22 protein-coding genes are annotated in these 17,430 nt (G+C 62.5%); 15 read left to right on the forward strand and 7 right to left on the reverse strand.

Going from position 1 to position 17,430, the window contains the following annotated elements; translation table 11 throughout:
• The first annotated feature begins 143 nt into the window (after positions 1-143).
• Genes AWB82_RS38800 through AWB82_RS04310 form a run of 4 tightly spaced genes read left to right on the forward strand, consistent with a single transcriptional unit; the run spans position 144 to position 2,612 of the window.
• On the forward strand, positions 144-272 hold the full coding sequence (locus AWB82_RS38800) for a hypothetical protein (RefSeq protein WP_268811017.1): 129 nt from the start codon (positions 144-146) through the stop codon (positions 270-272).
• Positions 269-1,837: an FAD-binding oxidoreductase gene (locus AWB82_RS04300; RefSeq protein ID WP_086965912.1), complete on the forward strand. Its 1,569-nt coding sequence runs from the start codon at positions 269-271 to the stop codon at positions 1,835-1,837. The genes AWB82_RS38800 and AWB82_RS04300 overlap by 4 nt, the downstream gene beginning before the upstream one ends.
• The gene (locus AWB82_RS04305; protein ID WP_086965913.1) at positions 1,834-2,190 is read left to right on the forward strand and encodes a hypothetical protein; all 357 of its coding nucleotides are present in this window, start codon (positions 1,834-1,836) and stop codon (positions 2,188-2,190) included. The genes AWB82_RS04300 and AWB82_RS04305 overlap by 4 nt, the downstream gene beginning before the upstream one ends.
• 53 nt (positions 2,191-2,243) lie before the next feature.
• Positions 2,244-2,612: a DOPA 4,5-dioxygenase family protein gene (locus tag AWB82_RS04310; RefSeq protein ID WP_086965914.1), complete on the forward strand. Its 369-nt coding sequence runs from the start codon at positions 2,244-2,246 to the stop codon at positions 2,610-2,612.
• Positions 2,613-2,666: 54 nt separating this feature from the next.
• Here AWB82_RS04310 and phaP read toward each other — a convergent pair whose 3' ends face one another.
• Positions 2,667-3,233, reverse strand: a complete 567-nt coding sequence (phaP, locus tag AWB82_RS04315; RefSeq protein WP_235023172.1) for a TIGR01841 family phasin — start codon at positions 3,231-3,233, stop codon at positions 2,667-2,669.
• Between the two features lie 628 nt (positions 3,234-3,861).
• Here phaP and AWB82_RS04320 point away from each other — a divergent pair.
• Positions 3,862-4,077, forward strand: coding sequence for a helix-turn-helix domain-containing protein (locus tag AWB82_RS04320; protein ID WP_086965916.1), 216 nt, complete (start codon positions 3,862-3,864; stop codon positions 4,075-4,077).
• Between the two features lie 50 nt (positions 4,078-4,127).
• Here the strand turns inward: AWB82_RS04320 and AWB82_RS04325 are convergent, their stop codons facing one another.
• Positions 4,128-5,066 carry a DMT family transporter gene (locus tag AWB82_RS04325; RefSeq protein ID WP_086965917.1) on the reverse strand — a complete coding sequence of 313 codons (939 nt, stop codon included), beginning with the start codon at positions 5,064-5,066 and terminating at the stop codon, positions 4,128-4,130.
• A 313-nt stretch (positions 5,067-5,379) separates the two neighbouring features.
• On the opposite strand from AWB82_RS04325, the gene AWB82_RS37570 reads away from it, so the two are divergent.
• Positions 5,380-5,523, forward strand: coding sequence for a hypothetical protein (locus AWB82_RS37570; RefSeq protein ID WP_159462554.1), 144 nt, complete (start codon positions 5,380-5,382; stop codon positions 5,521-5,523).
• Positions 5,524-5,642: 119 nt separating this feature from the next.
• Positions 5,643-5,849, forward strand: a complete 207-nt coding sequence (locus AWB82_RS36940) for a hypothetical protein (RefSeq protein ID WP_143756676.1) — start codon at positions 5,643-5,645, stop codon at positions 5,847-5,849.
• A gap of 11 nt (positions 5,850-5,860) precedes the next feature.
• Here the strand turns inward: AWB82_RS36940 and AWB82_RS04330 are convergent, their stop codons facing one another.
• Entirely contained in the window at positions 5,861-6,298 is a 438-nt protein-coding gene (locus AWB82_RS04330; protein ID WP_086965918.1) for a hypothetical protein, read from the reverse strand.
• A 260-nt stretch (positions 6,299-6,558) separates the two neighbouring features.
• Between AWB82_RS04330 and AWB82_RS04335 the strand changes: the two genes are divergently transcribed.
• Positions 6,559-6,933 (forward strand): hypothetical protein, encoded by a 375-nt coding sequence (locus AWB82_RS04335; protein ID WP_086965919.1) that lies wholly within the window; start codon positions 6,559-6,561, stop codon positions 6,931-6,933.
• 54 nt (positions 6,934-6,987) lie between these two features.
• Here AWB82_RS04335 and AWB82_RS37575 read toward each other — a convergent pair whose 3' ends face one another.
• Positions 6,988-7,161 (reverse strand): hypothetical protein, encoded by a 174-nt coding sequence (locus AWB82_RS37575; RefSeq protein WP_159462555.1) that lies wholly within the window; start codon positions 7,159-7,161, stop codon positions 6,988-6,990.
• Positions 7,162-7,441: 280 nt separating this feature from the next.
• Here AWB82_RS37575 and AWB82_RS04340 point away from each other — a divergent pair, with 280 nt between their 5' ends.
• On the forward strand, positions 7,442-7,732 hold the full coding sequence (locus tag AWB82_RS04340; RefSeq protein ID WP_086965920.1) for a hypothetical protein: 291 nt from the start codon (positions 7,442-7,444) through the stop codon (positions 7,730-7,732).
• 54 nt (positions 7,733-7,786) lie between these two features.
• On the opposite strand, the gene AWB82_RS04345 is transcribed toward AWB82_RS04340, so the two are convergent.
• From AWB82_RS04345 to AWB82_RS04355, 3 genes are read right to left on the reverse strand one after another with little or no spacing between them, the layout of a single operon-like run.
• Entirely contained in the window at positions 7,787-8,815 is a 1,029-nt protein-coding gene (locus AWB82_RS04345; protein WP_086965921.1) for a S1C family serine protease, read from the reverse strand.
• A 54-nt stretch (positions 8,816-8,869) separates the two neighbouring features.
• Positions 8,870-9,745, reverse strand: a complete 876-nt coding sequence (locus tag AWB82_RS04350; protein WP_086965922.1) for an ATP adenylyltransferase family protein — start codon at positions 9,743-9,745, stop codon at positions 8,870-8,872.
• The gene (locus AWB82_RS04355; protein ID WP_086965923.1) at positions 9,733-11,031 is read right to left on the reverse strand and encodes an L-fuconate dehydratase; all 1,299 of its coding nucleotides are present in this window, start codon (positions 11,029-11,031) and stop codon (positions 9,733-9,735) included. The genes AWB82_RS04350 and AWB82_RS04355 overlap by 13 nt, the downstream gene beginning before the upstream one ends.
• A 134-nt stretch (positions 11,032-11,165) precedes the next feature.
• On the opposite strand from AWB82_RS04355, the gene AWB82_RS04360 reads away from it, so the two are divergent.
• The 6 genes from AWB82_RS04360 to AWB82_RS04385 all read left to right on the forward strand — a co-directional run bounded on the left by AWB82_RS04360 (position 11,166) and on the right by AWB82_RS04385 (position 17,377).
• Complete coding sequence (locus AWB82_RS04360; protein WP_235023173.1) at positions 11,166-11,894, forward strand: GntR family transcriptional regulator; 729 nt, start codon at positions 11,166-11,168, stop codon at positions 11,892-11,894.
• 46 nt (positions 11,895-11,940) lie between these two features.
• Positions 11,941-13,419 (forward strand): ABC transporter substrate-binding protein, encoded by a 1,479-nt coding sequence (locus AWB82_RS04365; RefSeq protein WP_086965990.1) that lies wholly within the window; start codon positions 11,941-11,943, stop codon positions 13,417-13,419.
• Positions 13,420-13,473: 54 nt separating this feature from the next.
• Positions 13,474-14,625 (forward strand): carbohydrate ABC transporter permease, encoded by a 1,152-nt coding sequence (locus AWB82_RS04370; RefSeq protein WP_086965991.1) that lies wholly within the window; start codon positions 13,474-13,476, stop codon positions 14,623-14,625.
• Positions 14,622-15,659: a carbohydrate ABC transporter permease gene (locus AWB82_RS04375; RefSeq protein ID WP_086965925.1), complete on the forward strand. Its 1,038-nt coding sequence runs from the start codon at positions 14,622-14,624 to the stop codon at positions 15,657-15,659. Before AWB82_RS04370 ends, AWB82_RS04375 begins: the two co-directional genes overlap by 4 nt.
• Positions 15,660-15,664: 5 nt before the next feature.
• The gene (locus tag AWB82_RS04380) at positions 15,665-16,783 is read left to right on the forward strand and encodes an ABC transporter ATP-binding protein (RefSeq protein ID WP_235023174.1); all 1,119 of its coding nucleotides are present in this window, start codon (positions 15,665-15,667) and stop codon (positions 16,781-16,783) included.
• An 84-nt stretch (positions 16,784-16,867) separates the two neighbouring features.
• Complete coding sequence (locus tag AWB82_RS04385) at positions 16,868-17,377, forward strand: DUF1269 domain-containing protein (RefSeq protein ID WP_086965927.1); 510 nt, start codon at positions 16,868-16,870, stop codon at positions 17,375-17,377.
• Positions 17,378-17,430: the final 53 nt, after the last annotated feature.

Consider the following 17,430-nt stretch of genomic DNA (forward strand, 5'->3'; position numbering starts at 1 on the left):
TGAGCGGTCGCGCGCGGGCTTCGCGCGGCGCGAAATTGTCTCACACGCTCGACGCGAAGGAATATCGGCGCTTCGCCGCGCGTTTAACGGATAAGCGGCTTAATCGCCGCGCCCGGCTTTTCAAATCTTTCGGAGGTGCTTTCATGAAGCTCGCCAGAATCGCAACAGTCATGCTCGCCTTGCTCGCCGGCCTGCTCGCGGGATGTCAGACCGATGCCAGTTCGGGCGCGTCGGGCACGACATCGAATAGTGGCAGCAGCGGCGGCTATTGAGCACGCAGACGCTGCCGCCGGATTTGTCGGCGGCGCAGTTTCGCGCGGCGCTCACGGCTTTCGCGGTGGCGCTCGGCAACGATGCGGTGTCGTCGAACGAGGTCGCTTCGTATCTCGATCCGTTCGCGCCCGGCGACGCGTCCGCGCACGCGCCGTCCGCCGCCGTGTTGCCGAAGGATGTCGATGGCGTGCGCGCGGTATTGGCGGTCGCGAATCGGCATCGCGTGCCGCTCTGGACCGTATCGACGGGACGCAACTTCGCTTACGGCGGCGCCGCGCCGCGCATGCGCGGGTGTGTCGTGCTCGACTTGCGGCGGATGAATCGCATCATCGAGATCGATGAAACGCTCGGTTATGCGCTCGTCGAACCGGGCGTGACGTATTACGAGTTGCATCGCGCGCTCGGCACGCCACGGCGCTTCTGGCTCGATCCGCCCGCGGCCGGATGGGGCAGCGTGATCGGCAACACGCTCGAACGCGGCTACGGCACGACGCCTTATGGCGACCACGCGGCCAATCAGTGCGGCATGGAAGTCGTGCTCGCGAACGGCGATGTCGTGCGCACCGGCATGGGCGCGATGTCGTCGAGTCGCGAATGGCAGGTGGTCAAGAGCGGCTTCGGGCCGTCGTATGACGGTATGTTCATGCAGTCGAACTTCGGCGTCGTCACGAAGCTCGGCATCTGGCTCATGCCCGCGCCCGAGGGCTACATGATCTGCCGCTACGCGTTTGCCCGCGAGGACGATCTGGAGCGCGTCGTCGATACGCTGCGCCCGCTCAGGATGGACGGCACGATCCAGAGCAACGCGGTGATCGAAAGCGCGGTGCGCTGGGCGGCGGGCGTGTCGACGCGCAAGACATGGTTCGACGGCGACGGCGCGATGCCCGACGACGCCATCGACGCCATGGCGCGCAAGATCGGCATCGGGCGCTGGAATCTGCGCTTCTGCCTGTATGGACCGCGCGCGCTCGTCGAGGCGCGGCGCGATATCGTGCATGCGCGCTTCGAACCGATCGCGGGCGCGACGCTCTTCGAGATGCCGTATCGCGATGCATCGATCGAGCCGGAAGGCGGCGGCGACCGCGCGCAAGTCGGCATTCCGGGACTCGAAGCGTTCAACCTGCTCAACTGGCGCGGCGGCTCGGGCGCGCATATCGATTTCTCGCCGATGTGCCCGCCGCTCGGACGCGATGCCGTGAAGCAGGTCCGCATGGTGCGCGAGCGCGCCGCACAATTCGGCTTCGATTATTACGGCGGTTTCACGGCGGGCGAGCGCGCGATGCATCACATCTTCGCGGCGATCTTCGACCGCGACGATGCGAAACAATCGCGCGATGCCGGCGCGCTTATCGAAACGCTCATCCGCGATGCGGGCGCGGCGGGCTACGGGCAATATCGCACGCATCTCTCGTATATGGACCTCGCCGCCGCGCAATACGATTTCAACGATCACGCGATGATGCGGCTCTCGAACACGATCAAGACGGCGCTCGATCCGAACGGCATTCTGTCGCCGGGCAAGCAGGGCATCTGGCCCAGGGAAGACGCGGGAAAAGGGCGATGAACACGACACGGCGCGCGTTTCTCATTGCGACGGGCGTAGCGGGAATGCCGTGGAGATCGCTCGGCATCGCGATGCCGGTATCGACGCGCATCTGGGTCGTCGACGAGGACTTGCCGCAAAGCCGCGTACTCGTGCGGCGCGCGCGTCTGACGGGCGCGGGCATCGCATCCCTTTCCGGCGATGCGGGCTGGCTGTGGATCGAGCGGCTGTCGTCGTTGCACGCGATCGGCGGAATCACGCGTTTCGCCGATGCGTTCGTGTTGTCGCAACTCGGCGCGGACGCCGGCATGCGCGCGACGCATCATCGGGCGTTCGAAAACGGCGCCGTGCTCTGGACGCTCGACCGCGGCTGAATGCGCTTCGCTAAAATGACGGGCATCTCAATGATGCCGCGATGGACGAAACAATGAACGCCACGGATACACGCACAATCGCGGACTGGCACGCGCATGTCTATTTCGACGCAGCGAGCCGCGACGCCGCATGGCAGCTCCGGCTCGTGATCGAGCAACGTTTTGCGGACGAATTGCAAGGCGGCACACTGCGCCTGGGCCGTTTTCACGAACGGCCGGTCGGACCGCATCCGATGTGGTCGTTCCAGTTGGGATTCGGCGGCGACCTGCTCGCGCCGATGCTCGCGTGGCTCACGCTGAATCACGGCGCGCTCGATGTCTTCATGCATCCGAACACGGGCGATGCGCTCGTCGATCATCGCGATTCGGCCGTGTGGATCGGCCATTCGCACGAACTCGCGCTGAAGAGTCTGGGCGGCTAGAGCGGAAACGAAAAAGGCGAACCCCGTTCGCCTTTTTCCGAAACGCCAGCGAGATTACTTCTTCGCGTTGGCCGTTCTCGGCGGCACCACGCGCACGGCCGTCTGGTCCGCGACCGTGGCGTCGTTTTGCGCGGCTTCGACCACTTGCTTTGCGGCCTTCTTCGCTGCTTCGTAAGCCGAATTCGCCGATTCCGTCGCGGCATCGATCGCGGTGCGCCATGCCGTCACCACGGCCTCGCTCCCGACCGGCGCGTTGCTCGCGAGACTCTCGACGAACGCCTGCACGTTGCGCTGCGATTTCTCGATCTGATCCTGCGCGGCTTCCAGATAGCCGCCGCGCACGCCCGCGGCGATCTCGTAGACGCCGCGCCAGTACGCCTGGACGCGCTGTGCGCCGTCCTGCAGATTCTGGTTCTGAAGCGCGAAGAATTCCTGCGGATCGCGCACGGAGAGCGATCTGGCGATGAGCGCCTGATGCTCGTCGAGCGCCGTCCTGACCGTGCGCACGTTCAGGTCGATCAGCTTCTCGAAGCCTCCAACAACTTGTGCGGCGAGACCGAAGGTGGTGTCGACACCCGCCTTTTGTGACGCGATTACGTTTTCCGGCGCAAGACTGCTCATGCTCGACTCCATATGGAAGTGGCCAATTGAATGCCCGATGAATTTGTGCGACGCAGCGAATGACTCATTTTAAGGCAAGCGCGGGACGTGTCAAATACGTTTTCCCTGCTTGACTTTAAACCATACGATCATTTATTCAAAAATAATGGAGAACGAAAAGTAAATGAGCAGGCTTATAAAGCAGGTGCAAATTGATCACACATCACATGATTATCGCGGGTCGCTTGATTTCGGACAGAATTCCTGCAGAGGTAATAATTCCGACCAGTCGGCCGGCGAACGCACGTTCATTTAAAGCCCTGTCTGGTAAAAGGACAGGGGCGTCTCATCGTAAACACCTAAGCCAGAATTTACCGAATGCGGCATTTCCCCACTTGACGCATTGGTGCGCTAATTGAAAGAATCTCGCATTGCAGCACGCGCAAGAGGTATTCGACGAGGCGGGCGATTTTTCCGGTATTTGTGTCACTGCCCCGTCATCTCGAATCAGTAGGATTCACCTCGCGCGAATGAGCCGGCGCTGAACGGCATAAAGATATAAATCGAGAGAATCTGAAAAATGGGGCGACATTCCCACACCATTGGCCACCTTGAACGCAGTCACGACGACAACATCTTGCGGCGCGCCATGGCCGCACGACTCGACCGGGCCTTGCAGAAGGCGAACATCAGTTCCGCAAAAGCCGCCGGCTGGCTCGATGTGAGCGAGCACGACGTGCAATTCTGGCGGCGCGGCATCACGGTTCCGCCGTTCGCGGCATTCAACCGCATCGCGAAGGCGCTCGGCATCGATCCGCACTGGCTCTGCACGGGCCAGGCGCAGCACGCGCATTCCGCCAACTGAGCGGATTCACGACGGCGCGCAGCACGCGCGCCGCGCTTCGCGTCCTCCAGTCAGACTTCCGTCGATACGGCCAGCGGCGCCTTGCGTCCATGTAGAAGCACGGTGCCGATGCCGCTCGCCGCAATCACGCACATGCCGATCGCCGTCCACAGGTCGGGCGCCTGTCCGAACAGCAGCCAACTGAAGAGCGCGGCGAACGCGAGCTGGCCGTAGCCGAGCGGCGTGAGCACGGAGAGCGGCGCGCGCTTCAAGGCCTGCAGCATGAGCCCGTGGCCGGTGGTCGCCATCGTCGCCATGAAGACGACGAGCAGCCAGCTTTCGAATCGCACTTGCGCTATCGCGGGCAGCGTTTCGGCCTGATCCATCCACACGAGCACGCACAGCATGACGGTCGCGACGAGCGCCGTGAGGAAGTTGGTCGTGATCGCGTCGTCGACGCGCGAAAGATGGCTCGACACCACCTGAAAGCACGCGAACGTCGTCGCCGCGCCGATCGGATAGATCACCGTCCAACTGAACTGGCTGCCGCCCGGCCGCACGACGAGCAGCATGCCGACGAAACCGATCACGACCATCGCCCATTTGCTGCGCGGCACGTCGTCTTTCAGCACGAGCGCGGCGAGCAGCGTCGAAATGAGCGGCGCGAGCATTGCGAGGGAAGTGCTGACAGGCAACGGAAGATGCCGCAAACCCGCGAACGTGCATGCGGAATTGGTGAGCAAGAGCACAGCGCGCACGATCTGCAGCCGCACGCTGCCCGTACGGAAGAGACCGAACGCGCGGCGGCGCACCTGCCATGCGCCCATCACGATCATTTGAAACAGATAGCGCACCCAGAGTAGCGCCAGTAGAGGGACTGCGGTGCCGATCAGCTTGACGGTGGAGTCGCTTGCCGCGAAGGTCGCCGTCGTCAGGATCATGATGGCGATACCGGCTCCGGTGTTATCGGTATCAATGCGGTACCGCGCTTTGCCCTCTAAGGTTGCCATCGAACTCTCGTGGTAGTGAAGGAACGGCTTTTATGCCGTTCCTTCAATTTTCCCGACATCGCGCGACGCTGGCAAGGCGACAGTAAAGTTCTTATCCGCCGTGTTGTGCGCAGGTCACGACACCTGAAATGTACTAGACGGTTCGAACAAACGCATGCTGCGGGTCGCCCCCGATAACTGCGCGATAACTGCCCGATCGTGCTTTTCAATTCTTATTTTTGCAGCTTGATTTAAGAAGCGGATTAGCGCTTTCCTAACTTCGACTCTCTACTATTCGACTCAACGTCGAACAACATAGAACGAGGGAGTCGTCATGCAGAAGAAGCGCATCATCCTTGCCGCCGCCATGATGTCGATGATTCTTATCGCATTCATGTCGATGAATAGCATTCGCGATGCTAGCGACATGTTTCAGATCACCCGCGCGGCGCCGGAGCAAATGCTCTTTATCGATTGATAGCCACGCAGGAAAACAGAGCATGCGTGCGCGCACATTATTTCGCTAGAACGTCTTGCACCCGAGGATTCGCCGCCTACACTTAAAGTAGTTTCTCAACTGCTTCGAGGGAGGCAACAATGAGAACGAGAACCCGCGAAGTTGTGCGCATGCTGGCGACGTTCCGCCATTCGGCGCACTGTCGAACGCTGCGCGCGGCCGCGGCGGCGCAAGAAGCGCGCGATCTCGCCAACGAGCCTCTACCCGACGATGCATTGGAAGAGGACGAGCGCGCCGAGTCCGACGCGCCGCGCACCGCTCGCAAGCCTCATCCGGGCATGCATTGAAACGTCCGCATTCAGACGCCCGCCGGATTCCTGTATGGCGAAAAGCGCCAGTGGCCGCTCGCATCCTTGACCGCGATCGCGCCGTGCTCGTGCAGCATTTCGCCAATGGCGCCCGGCTTGATGTCGTCTGTCATGCGAATGACGAGCAACGTGCGCTGTGGCGTGGCGTCATCATCGGCGGCGTGCGGCGTGGGCGGACGTTGCGTCAACGGCTCGTGCGGCACGAACCGGTTGCGCGCGCCAATCACGCCTTGGTGTTCGCCGTGCGCGACGTACTCGGCATCGTCCTCGTCGTGCCCTGGTGGCAGAAGCGCATCGATGTCGATTTCTCCGCGTCCAGCCCGGTAAAGATGCGCATCGTCGCGTCGCAAACCCGCGAGCTGCAATGCGCGAAGTGCGTCGTGTCCGTCCCGATAAGAGCCGAACACCCCAACAATTACCTGATTCATCGTCGCCCCCTCTGTCGGTCCGCATCAGATCGCGGTCCAAGCAACAGATGTCATTTATGCGCGGTCTTGGATTGATGCTCCGCGCTCTTGGATTCGTCAGATGAACGTCAGCAACACGCGTTCCCGCATGAAGGTTCTGAAAGCAGAGCCGGCGGATGTCCTTTCTTCCTCGGGTTGCGACCCCAACGGCTATCACCTAAAGTAGCTGAGCTTCTTTCCCGGATCCGCGCGTCACGCGACGCGCTCTGCGCGAGGTTCGAATGATTGCGAAAGCCTGTGCTTGGGTGCTCGTGCTGATGGCAGGCTCCGCAGCGGCGGCGCCTTGCTACAACGATGGCGATGTCGTCACGCTCGAAGGCACGGCGACGCGCCAGGCCGCGCATGAAGGCGATGCGTCCGCGAAGCCTGCGTGGGTGCTTTCGCTGTCGAGTCCCGTGTGCGTGCAGAGCGCGGGCACGGGACAGGGCGGACGGCAGCAGTCGAACGTATCGGCGGTGCAGATCATCGACGCGACGCCCACGGAGAACGCGCGCATCCAGCTGACGGGCAAGCTCGTCACAGGCAACGTCAGCGGTTATTACGCCGTGCCCACGGCGATCTGGGTGCTCAAGCAGCGGGTGCTTTCCGGACAATAGCGCCCGCGCCGCCCGCACGGGCAATGCGTCGAATCCAGCGAGAAGTACGAACGATCAGGCGGCTTTCGCGTGCGCCTGATAGCGCCAGTATTCGGCGACGACAATATGCATTGGCTGATCGTCGAGCTTGCGTTCTTCCGCGAATCGCAAGATGGCGTCGAGTTGTGCGCCGGTGCAGCGGAACGCTTCGCGGCGAATCGCCGTCTGATTTTTCTTGTGCGTGGTCATGGCAATCCTTTTTCTAGGACCTTCCCCGACAGGGCAGGATCGTTCGAACGGGGCGGCCCGTGCGCGCGAACACTGTCTGCTGCTTTCACATTAGGCCGGAGCCGCGCACGCGCGACCGGCTGTTAGCGCACATAGCCGTCAAGGCAAGGCAAATAGCGCAAAGCGCGGGCCAGGCCGCGATATCGCTTCGTTCGCCTTCGCTGGAATAAACCTTTCGGTTGCGCCGTTTAGCACTCATGGAACCGCGCTGGAATCGAGACGCGGGAGAGAGGAGAAGCCTGTGAGCGTCGATCAACACGCGCAGGAGGAACTCGCGCACATTGGGCGGATGATCGCGGAGCTTGAGCGCGTCGTGATTAAGCCGCGCGGCGGGCCGATGCTGCATGCCGTCATGCAAGAGGAATACTGGCAGCGGCGCATCGATGCGTTGATGGTCGCGTCGACGAGCGGGCTGTTGCGCCGCGACGCCGACGCGCTGCGCGAGCGCCTGGCCGATGTATTCGCCGATGCGCACGAACGAAATACGGGGCACGCGGGAGAACCGGCGCGGGAGACCGGCAGCAGAAGATGAAGCGAAGCGACCGCGAGGCGGCGCGTGTACATGCGGGCATGCGCCGCCGCCGCGTCAACCCGTCTGCTCTACGGGCGTCACTTCGATATCGAGCTTCTGCGCGCCACGCAGCACCGCGATTTCCACGGGCTTGTCGATGCGCGATGCATCCAGCGTGCGTTGCAGGCTGTCGACGCTATCGACGGCGATGCCATCCACCGCGACGATCCGATCGCCCGTGCGCAATCCGTCGAGCGCGGCCGGGCTGCCTTTCACGATCTCCATCACATGTACGCCGCTCGCGGACGCCAGCGCGAAAAAGCGCTGCACGCGCCGCGAGATTGGCGTGGTCGTGCCCGCCACGCCGATATACGCGCGCCGCACGCGCCCGTGCGCGAAGATCTGCATGATGACCCACTTCGCCGTATCGATCGCGGTCGCGAAGGAGATGGCCTGCGCGCCGGAAATGATCGCAGTGTTCACGCCGATCACGTGCCCCGCCGAATCGATGAGCGGGCCGCCAGAGTTGCCGGGATTGAGCGCGGCGTCGGTCTGGATGACGTCGTAGATCATGCGGCCCGAAGTCGAGCGCAGCGTCCGGCCGAGCGCGGAGACGACGCCTGTCGTGACCGTCTGCGCGAGCCCGAGCGGATTGCCCACCGCGATCGCGATTTGTCCCACGCGCAGGTTGCCCGAATTGCCCAGTTCGACATGCGGCAGCGGCTCCGGCGAGCCGATGCGCAGCACCGCGAGATCGCTCGCGGGATCGTCGCCGACGAGATCGGCATCGAAGCGCGTGCCGTCGGCGAGCGCGACCACGATATGCGTCGCGCCGTGCACGACATGACTATTGGTCAGCAGATAGCCGTCGGGCGTGAAGATGAATCCCGAGCCCGTGCCGCCGACATTGCGCCGCGCGCCGCGCGGATCAACGAGCGAACGCTCGACTGAAATGAACACGACTGCTTGCTGCACGCGCTCCAGCGCGCCGATGACCGTGCGCGAATAGGCGTCGAGCAGGGCGGTATCGTCGAGCGGGGCGGAGGGCGCGGCGTCCTGCGCGCCGCGCGTAAGATCGTCGATGAATTGAGGCCGGCTTCCCATGTTCCTTGAACTCCCGATGTCTGGAAGCCGACATGCGGGTCGCCAAAGCCGATTTCAAGAGATAGTTGCGTTTGCAAGTAGTTTCATCGGACCGAGCGTTTCGACGATGTCGCGTTGCGCGTCGTCGCGCACGAAGAGCGAGCCCGCGAAGCCGAGCGCGTTCACCGCGACGCCCTCGACATGCGACACGCTGCGCGGCACCGCGAGCATCCAGCGGCGCGTGACGAGCAAGTTGTAGGGCGCACTCTGATGCGCTGCGCCCATGACATCGAACGTGTGCACGCCGATCGCGTTCAACAGTTGCAGATAGGTTGCATGCACGTTGGCGACACTGTCGTCGTCGAGCCATGCGGCCGCGTGCGCGAACGCGAGTTGCGGCACGCGAAAGACGCCGCTCGTGCGCGCCGCTTCGATGGCCGCCTCGATCGGCAATGCGTGACCATCGAGCGGCAGCGGCACCATCTGTAGATGCTTATGCGGCTGACTCGATCCGGCGACCGTGCCGCCGTTATAGAAGCCGAGTCCATCGAAGCGATCGAGGCAGGCAAAGAGCGCCGCGAAGTCATCTTCGCCGACGAGCGTTTCCTGCGGCTCGAATTCCGTCGTCACGATCAGCAGATGATGCGCGAGCACGTTGAACTTGTTGAGCAACAGGAAATGCCGCTCGCCAATATCGCCGACACGCAAGGCTTCCTCGCACGGCGAGAACGGATCGCGCCATTCGCTCGCGGCATCCGCGGCGGACTTCGCCGCGAGCTTCGACGCCTGCTCCTTGCGCGCGATATTCGCCGCTTGGCGCACGAGAAAGCGCACGCCGCCGTCTTCAATCACGCTTTGCGCCGTATCGAACGAACGCAGCGCGCCGCATGCGAGCGCGCGTTCGGTTTGCGAGGTTACGTCCTGCCACGAAGGTACGTTCATGTGCGCCATGCTTCTCCTTTTCCGAACTCGTATCGTTCGAGCGATGCCGCGTGCATCTCGATGCTGTAGCCGGGCGCTTGCGGCGGCATATACCGCCCGTTCCTAATGACGACGGGATCGAGAAAATGCTCGTGCAGATGATCGACGTATTCGAGCACGCGCCTATCGAGCGAACCTGATACGCAGATGTAATCGAATAGCGAAATATGCTGGACATACTCGCACAAGCCGACGCCGCCTGCATGGGGACACACCGGAACGCCGAACTTCGCAGCCATCAGAAGGACGATGAGCACTTCGTTCAGGCCACCGAGACGGCAACTGTCGATCTGACAAAAATCGATTGCTTCGGCTTGCAGCAGTTGCTTGAAGATGACGCGGTTCTGGCAATGCTCGCCGGTCGCGACGCCGATCATCGGCGCGAGGCGCCTGCGTATCGCGGCGTGGCCGAGGACGTCGTCGGGGCTCGTCGGCTCTTCGATCCACCACGGGTCGAACTCCGCGAGACGTCGCATGTTCGCGATGGCTTCATCGACTTCCCAGACCTGATTCGCGTCCATCATGAGCTTGCGGTCCGGGCCGATTTCCTCGCGCAAAATGCGCGCGCGGCGGATGTCTTCATCGAGACTGCCGCCTACCTTCTGCTTGAAATGTGTCCAGCCCTCCGCGACGCCTTCGCGCGCGAGCCGGCGAATCTTGTCGTCGTCGTAACCGAGCCAGCCGGCCGATGTCGTATAGGCGGGAAAGCCGTGTGCGAGCATTTCCTTCTCGCGTTCGCCGCGCGTGCCGTGCAGACGCTTGAGCAACGCGAGCGCTTCGGATGGCGTGATGGCGTCGGTCACGTAGCGAAAGTCCAGGCAGCTCACGAGCTTCTCCGGGCTCATGTCGACGAGCAGTTTCCACACGGGCTTGTTCTCGCTCTTCGCCCACAGATCCCACACGGCATTCACGACCGCAGCGGTCGCGAGATGAATCACGCCTTTCTCCGGACCGATCCAGCGCAACTGACTATCCGATGTGAACGCGCGCCAGAAGCCGCCCATGTCGGCCGCGATGTCTTCGATGGTCCTGCCCACGACGAGCGGCGCGAGCGCCTCGACCGCCGCGACAACGACTTCGGTGCCGCGCCCGATCGTGAACGTGAGGCCATGACCCGCGAGGCCGGGCGCATCGGTTTCGAGTATCACGTAGGCAGCCGAATAGTCGGGCGCGGCATTCATGGCGTCCGAGCCGTCGAGCGAACGCGAAGTGGGAAAGCGGATATCGCGCACGGAGAGCTTCGTGATGCTGGTCATGTTCATCTCCTCGGTTTTGATCGGAGGCCTTCATACAGGCACGAAAATGCTGCAACGCATGGGTACAAACGAGATTGACAAGCCTTGTTTCGCCTCCTAGCCTGCTAGCATGTTAGTGCGAAATCAAGGGCGGCGTGAGCTCATCGACGAATGAAAACAGCCTTGCCGCCGACCCTTACCGCGCATTGCCCCGCTTGCACGGTTCAGAGCGAGGCAGCCTCACCGACGCGGTCGAGGAGGCGCTGCGCGCGGCCATCGTCAATCTTGCGATGGAGCCCGGCATGATGATCGACAAGCTCGCGGTGTGCGAGCGCATGGGCGTATCGCGCTTTCCGGTTTCGTCCGCACTGGCGAAGCTCGCGGCCGTGGGCCTCGTCGAAGTCTTGCCGCAACGCGGCACGCGCGTCATGCCCATCGTCATGCACGACATTCGACAGCATCTGTTCATACGCAGCGCACTCGAAGTGGAGACCGTGCGCTCGCTAGCCTTTGCTTGCGACGACGCCACGCTCGATGCGCTCGACGCCAATCTAGAACGCGAACGCGATGCGGTGCAGCAAGGGCTGCGTCGCGAGTTTCATCTGCTCGATCTCGCATTTCACGAATTGCTTCTCGATGCAATCAATCTGCCGCGCGTGAAGGAGATCGTCGCGGCGTCGCGCAATGCGCTCGATCGCGCGCGCCGCCTGATGGCGAGTCCCGAGCGTCACGCGCATACGCTCGCGGAGCACAGGCGCATTGCAGACGCGATTCGCGCGCGTGATGGAGAAGCCGCCGCGCGCGCGATGCACGGTCATCTCGATGAGGTAGTCGCTGAACTGCGGCGCTTTTCCGCTGAAAGACCGGACCTGTTCAGGGAGTAGGAGACAAGGAAGCCAAGAAGCGTAGTCAACCGCAATGGAGGAGACAATGAACCTGTTCAAGCAAGTGGCCGGCATGACCGCGCTCGCGGCCGCATGTCTCGGTGTATCGCCGGCGATGGCCGCCGAGGACTTCAAGGGCGTGACCGTCAACGTGATGACCTTCGTCGGACCGCAGATCGCAGAGCCGCTGCAACGCCGCGCGCCCGAGTTCGAGAAGCTGACGGGCGCGAAGGTGAACGTGCTGACGGTGCCGTTCTCCGATCTCTATCAAAAGCTGTTGACGGACTGGGCGTCCGGCACGAACTCCGTCGATGCCGCCGTATTCGCGCCGCAATGGATGGTCGATTACACCAAAGGCGCGTTTCTCGAAGACCTGACGCAGCGCGTCGCGAAAGACACGGCATTGAAGGAAGACGACGTGATGCCGTTCTTCGTCGACTTCTCGCAGAAGTACAACGGCAAGACCTATCTCGTCGCGCTCGACGGCGATTTCCAGATGGTCTATTACCGCACGGACATTCTTCAGCAACTCGGCAAAGCGCCGCCGAAGACCTGGGACGATTACCTCGACATCGCGAAGGCCGCCAACGGCAAGGTCTTCGGTGGCGACGGCAAGCCGGTCGCGGGCTCGTGCATTTCGAAGAAGCGTAACGCGCAGGCGTATTGGGCAATCATCTCCATCGCGGGCGGTTATCTGCAATCGAAGGGCACGGCGCAAGGCGCGTTCTTCGATCCGCGCAACTTCAAGTCGCTCGTGAACAACGACGGCTTTAAGGAGGCGCTGCGCGTCTATAAGGAATCGACGACTTACGGACCGCCCAATGAAATCAACCTCGATGTCGGCGATACGCGCAGCGCGTTCATCGCCGGTCACTGCGCATTGACGCTCGACTGGGGCGATGTCGGCGTGCTCGCAATCGATCCGAAACAGTCGAAGGTTATCGACAAGGTCGGCGCGGTGATTCTGCCGGGCTCGCGCAAGGTGGTCGATCGCGACACGGGCAAGCTCGTGCCGTGCGACAAGACGCGTTGCCCCTATGCGATCGACGGCGTGAATCACGCACCGTTCGCGGCATTCGGCGGGTGGTCGGGCGGCATCAACGCGAAGGCGAAGCCGAAGGTGAAGGACGCGGCTTATGCGTTCCTCTCGTTCATGAGCCAGCCGGCGCAGTCGAACGTGGACGTGACGATCGGCGCATCGGGCTTCAATCCTTATCGGCGTTCGCAATTCACGGATATGTCGGCGTGGAAGAAAGCGGGCATGAGCGACGCGGCCGGGAAGTCGTATCTCGGCGCGATTCAGCAAAGCCTGCAAAGCCCGAACATGATCATCGATCTGCGCATTCCGCAGAATCAGCGCTACGAGCAGGTCGTGCTCGATACGGCGGTGGCGCGCTTCGTCGCGGGTGAAATCGATGCGGATGCGACGATGAAAGCCATCGACAGCGGCTGGAGCGAGATCACCGACGATCTCGGCAAGGATACCCAGTTGCGCGCGTACAAGGCGTCGATCGGCGCGAAGTGAGGAGGAAAGCGGGCGCGTCGATTCGTGACGCGCTCGCTTCACAATGGAGGCACGATGAATACGCCGTCGCACGCATCGTCCGGGCTCGCGAACGAACGAGGCTCGCGCGCGCGCGTCGCGAACTGGCTCGACCGGCAAGCGCCCTTCGTGTTCGTGCTGCCGACCGTGTTATTGATCCTCGGGTTCTCGATCTTTCCGCTCGTGACCTCGGCCTATCTTTCGCTTACGCGTTTCGAGCTGGGCGAGGGCGGCTATCGACTGACCTACACGGGCCTGCGCAATTACGTGCGGCTTTTTTCCGGCAGTCAGCAATATCACTTCACCGGCGTATTCCGTCCGCCGGGAATAGTTAGCCTTGCAACTATCTCGATCGCGGTGCTCGCGGTGCTGGTCTGGTTCTATCGCTATTTAAGAGGCGAGCGCCGCTCTATTCTTGGCACGCTCGGCCGTCTGATCGCTGCGTCCGCGTTCCTTGCGCTCGTGTGGCTCGGGGCGAACACGCTGGGCGGCGGCGGCGCGCTCGGCAGCCTGATGGTGACGATCTTCTATGTCCTGCTCGGCGTTGCGCTGCAATTTTTCATCGGGCTCGGGCTTGCCTACTTGTGCACGCTGCCGCTCAAGGGCGGGCGCTTCTTTCGCCTCCTGTTCTTCCTGCCGCTGATGGTCACGCCTGTCGGCATCGCGTACATGTTCCGCATGATGGCCGATACGTCCGTCGGGCCGCTCGCGCCGTTATGGTCGTGGCTCGGACTCGGCCAGATCGCGTGGGCGGCGGACCCGTGGCTCGCGCGGCTCGTCGTCGTGATCGGCGATACATGGCAGTGGGTGCCGTTCATGTTCCTCGTGATGCTCGCGGCGCTCGAAGGCACGTCGCGCGAGCAGATCGAGGCGGCGCAACTCGACGGTGCATCGGCGTGGCGCGTGTTCCGCGATGTCACGTGGCCATCGATCGCGGCCGTCGCCGCGAGCGCCGTGCTTATCCGTCTGATCGAAGCGTTCAAGATCGTCGACTTGCCGAACGTGCTGACCAACGGCGGCCCCGGCATCGCAACCGAATCGATGACGCTGCACGCGTTCATCGAATGGCGCGCGCTGAATCTCGGCGGTGCATCGGCGGTGGCCTACATGCTGTTCTTCGTGGCGACGATCGCGTGCGTCTCCTTCTTTCAGTTCGTCGTGCGGCGGGCGCGGGGAGATCAGCAATGAGTTCGTTAAAACGCTGGTTCGTGCCCGCGCGTCTGGATGAATTGCCGGCCGGCGCAAAGGCGATCGCCTATCTGCTGCTTGGCTTTTGGTCGCTCGTCGTGTTGTTCCCGCTTTACTGGATGGCGATAACTTCGTTCAAGCTGCCGGTCGATGTGTCGACAGGACCGTTCTACATTCCGTTCGTCGACTTCAAGCCGCATCTCGACGCGTGGCATTACATTTTCGTCGACCTCGGGCCGGACACGTATCGCCCTTATATGAACTCGCTGATCGTCGCGTCTTGCGGCACGGCGGCTTCGGTCTTTCTCGGGTCGATGGCGGCGTATGCGCTCGCGCGCATCGAGTATCGGCCGCCCGTCGCGGCGGTGGGCCTCGGCGTGTTGTTGATCGCGTTGCTGATCGCGGCCGTCGCGTGGGGACATGTCGATTTACGCATCGCGCTCGCCGTCGCGCTAGCGCTCTTCTTTCTGGTATTGCGCCCTATCGTGCGGCGCGCGCGCAGACATCTGAACAACGACGACATTCTTTTCTGGGTCGTGTCGCAACGCATTCTGCCGCCTGTCGTCACGGTTATCCCGATCTATCTCATCTTCAAGGAAGCCGGTCTGCTCGACACGCATCTCGCGCTCATCATCACGTATGCGACCGCGAACCTGCCGATCGTCGTATGGCTGATGTTCGATTTCTTCGCGGGCGTGCCGCGCGAGATCGAAGAGAGCGCGCAGATCGACGGCGCGACGCGCTTCTCGATACTCTTCGGCATCGTGCTGCCGCTCGTCGCGCCGGGTCTCGTCGCAACGAGCCTGCTCGTGCTGATCCTCTCGTGGAACGAGTACCTCTTCGCGCTCTTTCTGACGACCGCGAACGCGCAGACGATGCCGCTACTCGTCGCCGCGCAGAACGCAACACGCGGTCCGCAATGGTGGAACATGTCGGTGCTGATACTCATCATGATCCTGCCGGTGATGCTGCTGACGCTCACGCTGCAGCGCTTCATCGTGCGGGGCATTCTCGTGGGAGCGGTGAAAGGATGACGGTCATGGATAGCGAGGCGGTGAAGGTCGACGACGCGCGCCTGACGAAAATCGCGGCGGCGCGCCAGTCGAAGAGCGTATCGCTGAGAAACGTCGGCAAGATGTTCGGCGAAACGCGCGTGCTTCGAGACCTCTCGCTCGACGTGCAGGCGGGCGAATTTCTCGTGCTGCTCGGCGAATCGGGCTGCGGCAAGACGACGGCGCTGCGCATCGTCGCGGGACTCGAATCGGCGACGCAGGGCGCAGTGTTCGTCGGCGATACCGACGTCACGCATCAACTGCCGCGCGATCGCGATGTGGCGATGGTGTTTCAGTCGTATGCGCTGTATCCGCACAAGACTGTGTTCGAGAACATTGCGTATCCGCTCGTTGTGAGGAAGCGCGCGAAAGCCGAGATCGAAGCAGCCGTGCGTGAAGTGGCCGCGAGCGTGCAACTGGAGCCATTGTTATCGCGTTTGCCGCGCCAGTTGTCCGGCGGGCAGCGTCAGCGCGTGGCGCTCGCGCGCGCGATCGTGCGGCGGCCCGCGGCGTTCCTGATGGACGAGCCGCTTTCCAATCTCGACGCCAAGCTGCGCGGCCACATGCGCGCCGAACTAAAACATATGCAGCACGAGCTGGGCATCACGACGATCTACGTGACGCACGATCAGATCGAGGCCATGACGCTCGCGCATCGCGTCGCCGTCCTCGACAAAGGCGCGTTGCAGCAACTCGATACGCCCGCGCGCATCTATTCGGACCCGGCGAATCTGTTCGTCGCGGGTTTCATCGGTTCGCCGCCGATGAACTTTCTGCGCGGCACGCTCGCGCAAGGACGTTTCGATGCGGCGGGCATCTCGCTCGCCGCGCCGGTTCGTCACGAAGGGCAAGCGACGCTCGGCGTGCGTCCCGAGGAATGTTCGCTCGCGGCGCAAGGCGAGGGCGAAATGCAGGGGCGCATCTATTCGGTCGAACTTATCGGCGATCATTCGCTCGTCACGATGAACGTCGGCGAGCAACAGATTGTCGTGAAGGTGCCGAATACTTTCGCGGGCGAGATCGGCGGCGCTGCGGGCGTGCGCGTGAATCGCGAGCGCATTTATATCTTCGATGAAAGCGGCGCGCGCATTCGCCAAACCGTTTGATAACCGTAAGCCTTCTTATGCGCGAAGCGTTCCTGTGCGTGTCGTCTATATTGGATTGGTGACGATCCGATATGGAGGTGCGAGATGAGGCGCATCTATTTTCTGCTTCCGAACGTGACGAGCGCCAAGGGGATCATCGACGAATTGCTGCTGAAGCGAATCGAATGGCGGCATATCCATGTGCTCGCGCGGCCGCACGAACCGCTGGAGGATCTGCCGCAAGCCACACTCGTTCAGCGTTCCGATCTCTTGCCGGCGCTCGCACGCGGAACCGCTGCCGGCGGGGTGACGGGCGCGCTCGCCGGACTCGTCGCGATGGCGTTTCCTCCCGCGGGCCTGACGATCGCGGGCGGCGCGGTCGTATGCATGACGCTCGCGAGCATGGGTTTCGGCGCGTGGGCCGCGACGATGATCGGCGTAGGCATTCCGAACACGCGCTTGCGGCGCTTCGAGCATGCTATCGAGGAAGGCGAATTGCTGATGATGGTCGATGTGCCGAAAGATCGTGTCGAGGAAATCGAGGCGCTGGTGAAGAGTCATCATCCGGAGGCGGATGTCGAAGGGATCGATCCTACAATTCCGGCGTTTCCATAATGTTATGGCTTTGGGCTTCGCGGGCGACGTCTCTGAACTAAAAAGGCCTTGTC

Source organism: Caballeronia glebae (assembly GCF_001545035.1).
Lineage (GTDB): Bacteria > Pseudomonadota > Gammaproteobacteria > Burkholderiales > Burkholderiaceae > Caballeronia > Caballeronia glebae.